Here is a 3513-nt window from a genome sequence, read left to right as displayed (position 1 = left end):
GGTGGTCGGGCTCGCGACCCGCCTCGGCGGCACGACCAGTCACACCGCGATCATCGCCCGGCAGCTCGGTCTGCCGTGCGTGGTCGCGGTGGAGGGGCTCGACGACGTGCGCGCGGGGGAGACCGTGCTGCTCGACGGCGATGCGGGCACGCTGACCGTGGGACCCGACGCCGGCGAGGCCCGGTCCCGCGTCGAGGCGGCGCGGGAGGCGGCGGAGCTCCTCGCCGGGTACTCGGGGCCGGCGAGGACGCGCGACGGTCACGCCGTCCAGGTGCTCGCCAACGTGCAGGACGGCGCCGGCGCCCGGGCAGCGGTCGCGGCGCACGCGGAGGGCGTCGGCCTGCTCCGGACGGAGCTCGCCTTCCTCGGCCGGGCGCAGGAGCCCTCCGTCGAGGAGCAGGCGGCCGGCTACGTGGAGGTGTTCGAGGCGTTCGCCGGCAGCAAGGTCGTGCTGCGCACCCTGGACGCCGGCTCCGACAAGCCCCTGGCCTTCGCGACGCCGCCGGACGAGGCGAACCCTGCGCTCGGCGTCCGCGGGCTGCGGGTGGCCCGGCGGGATCCGGGGCTGCTCGAGCGCCAGCTCGACGCGGTGGCCGAGGCGGCGCGGCGGACGTCGTCCACACCCTGGGTGATGGCGCCCATGGTGGCGACGGTGCCCGAGGCCCGGGAGTTCGCGGCCGCGGTCCGTGCCCGGGGCCTGGTGCCCGGCGTGATGATCGAGGTCCCCTCCGCCGCGCTGCACGCCGATCGCCTGCTCGCCCACGTCGACTTCCTGTCCATCGGGACCAATGACCTGTCGCAGTACACCCTGGCCGCCGACCGGCTGTCGGCGGACCTGGCCGACCTCACCGATCCCTGGCAGCCGGCCCTCCTGGAGCTCGTCAAGGTGACCGCGGAGGCGGGGCAGCGGAAGGGGAAGCCGGTCGGGGTCTGCGGGGAGGCGGCGGCCGATCCGCTGCTCGCCTGCGTCCTCGTGGGGCTGGGCATCAGCTCGCTCTCGTGCGCGGCCTCCGCCGTAGCGGGCGTCGGCGCCCGCCTGGCGACGGTCGATCTCGACACCTGCCGGCGCGCCGCCGCGGCGGCGCTCGCCACGGACGACCCCCAGGCGGCCCGCGCCGCCGCCCGGGAGGCGGTGGCGAGTGATGGGTGACAGCTCTCACTCATCCTGATGAGGGAAACACGGCTGAGGTTCAGCTAAGCCTGCGATTCGTCGGAATAGAGTGGTGTACACCTGCATTGCTAAGGGTGTAGGCGAGAACCACATCGACGAAAGGCATCATCATGAGCAGCGTGACGTCCACCTGGCGGAAGCGTCGTCAGGCGGCGCGTACCCGCCGGGCACTCGACCGGGCTCTGGCGCGCACGAGCAGCCCGGCCATGCGCGACGAGCTCCTGACGCTGGCCAACAGCCGCTGACGCGCCGGCGCCTGCTCGAGCAGGCGCCGCGAAGCGAACGACCCCGACCTCCGAGGAGAGGCCGGGGTCGTCTGCTGTCCGGGTCAGTGCAGGGCGTGGACGACGGCGTGGCCCCTGCCGCGGCTCATCAGGGCACGGTTGATGGGCAGGGTGACGACGAACGCCACCGCGAGGGCGAAGGCCAGCGAAGCCCAGAACAGGACGCCCCCGATGCCGGCCTCCATCGCGCCCGGGACGCCGAGCATCACGGCGTTGTCCACGATCTCCATGACGAGGATCGACACGGTGTCCGCGGCCAGCGCCACGCGGAGTGCGGCCCGGAACGGCACCCCCGCGCGGAGCACGCTGCGCATGGTGAGCGCGTAGCCGAACACGAACGCCAGAGCGATCGCGAGAGCGACCGTGGCCACGTCGTGCAGGCCGAGCGAGGTGCCGATGACCATCCCGAGCACCTCGCCGATGGCGCATCCGGTGAGGCAGTGCAGGGTCGCCTGAGCGGCCATCGCCCAGGAGACCCGCTGCGGCGTGCTGTCACCGTGTTGCCGTGCGTGCACAGTGTGGTCGTGCATCGCTACCTCCTCACGACGTCGATACCCCCCAGGGGTACCCGAACGCCACAGTGATACTCCCTCTTCCGGCCCCCTGCAAGAGGTGCCGCCCCTCGGCCCGGACGATGTGGGCAGGCCCACCTGGTCCCACCGCGCAAGACGCACCACTCCGACGGGTCAGTCGGCTCAGGCTCTGCCCCGTCCGTGCCGATCTTGATGTCGTGCACGTCTCCGGGTTCCCTCTCGCCTCCGGGCCGTCCGCCGACCGGCGGTCCCCCGGAGCGATGGTGACCCCGCGGAGTGACGGCGGTGCGCGATGAGCGACCAGCTGCACGAGCCCCGGGAGACGTCGGGCGCCACCACGGGCGGGCTGCTGCGCTACGTGCGCGCGTCCGCCGGTGAGGACGCCGTCGCCGCTGTTCTCGAGCGGGCCGGCGTGCCCTTCACGGCCGAGCAGTTCGAGGACCAGTCCCGCTGGTGGAGCTACGACACGCGGATCCGCCTGTTCGAGGCCGCCACGGAGGTGCTCGGTGACCCCCGCCTGATGTACCGGGTCGGGGCCTCCGCCCTCCAGAGCGGGCTCGCCCACGGCCTGGTGATCCTGCTGCGCGCCATGGGCACGCCCCGCCAGGTCTTCCGCAAGCTGCCGCGGGCGGTGGCCAAGTTCAGCACGACCTCGACGATGGAGGTGCTGGACGCCGGCGCCACCTCGGCGACCATCCGCTACACCCTGCACGAGGGCTACCGGCACTCGCGGCTGGACTGCATCTACGCCCAGGGACTCTTCAGCGTCGTCCCGATGATCTTCGGGCTGCCCGAGGCCCGGATCGAGCACCCGGCGTGCGAGTCCGACGGACATCCCGCCTGCGTCTACGTGGTGACCTGGGACCGGCGGAGCCGGCTGCCGCGCCGTTCCCGCGAGACGGCCGGCCAGGAGGCGGAACTCCAGGCGCTGCGCGGCCAGCTGCGGATCCTGCAGTCGGCCTCCACCGACCTGGTCGGCAGCGAGGACGTCGATACCGCCCTGGAGCGCATCGTCGCCCGCGCCGCCGAGGCCGTGCTGGCGCCGGCCTACCTGCTCGCCGTCCGTGCTCCGAGCGGCGGTGACCCCCTGGTGCACAGCGCCGGGGTGCCGGCCGCCGACGTGCCCCGCCTGGTCGACGACCTGCTGGACCACGGCGACCTCGGGCCGAACGCCGTCGTCGTCGACGTCGCGTCGGCCCGCCGCGCGCACGGCCGGCTGGCGGCGATCTACCCCGACGGCGAGGGCGCCATGGGCGACGAGTCCTCGATGCTCGCCGCGTACGCCGGCCACGCCGCCGCGTCCCTCGACCTGATCATCGCCCTGGAGGACGCCCGTCAGGAGGCTGATCGGGCGGGTGCCCTCCTCGAGCTCGCGCACGAGCTGTCCGCGACGACCGACGCCGGCGCGGTCAGCGACATCGTCAGCGAGGCGCTGCCGCGGATCGTCGGCTGCACGAGCGCCGGCATCCTGATGTGGGACCCGGCCACGGGCTCGCTGCGGTCGCACGCCTCGACCGGGCTGACC

The 3513-nt window shown here is 73.7% G+C and carries 3 protein-coding genes and 1 pseudogene; 3 read left to right on the top strand and 1 reads right to left on the bottom strand.

Annotated features, from left to right (window positions below; all coding sequences use genetic code 11):
- Together E4P40_RS26995 and E4P40_RS29445 are read left to right on the top strand one after the other, a co-directional pair.
- The coding region (locus E4P40_RS26995) for a putative PEP-binding protein (RefSeq protein ID WP_135161375.1) at positions 1–1150 on the top strand (1150 nt) is incomplete at its 5' end.
- 131 nt (positions 1151–1281) lie between these two features.
- Positions 1282–1416 (top strand): hypothetical protein, encoded by a 135-nt coding sequence (locus tag E4P40_RS29445; protein ID WP_280790663.1) that lies wholly within the window; start codon positions 1282–1284, stop codon positions 1414–1416.
- A gap of 83 nt (positions 1417–1499) precedes the next feature.
- Here the strand turns inward: E4P40_RS29445 and E4P40_RS26990 are convergent, their stop codons facing one another.
- Complete coding sequence (locus tag E4P40_RS26990; protein ID WP_135161374.1) at positions 1500–1985, bottom strand: DUF4396 domain-containing protein; 486 nt, start codon at positions 1983–1985, stop codon at positions 1500–1502.
- Positions 1986–2280: 295 nt separating this feature from the next.
- Between E4P40_RS26990 and E4P40_RS26985 the strand changes: the two are divergent.
- A pseudogene (locus E4P40_RS26985) lies at positions 2281–3513 on the top strand (AraC family transcriptional regulator ligand-binding domain-containing protein); the annotation flags it as partial.

The sequence above is a fragment of the Blastococcus sp. CT_GayMR20 genome (genome assembly GCF_004570345.1).
The sequence above is the reverse complement of the archived record's forward strand: the minus strand, read 5'-3'. Positions and strand labels throughout refer to the sequence as shown.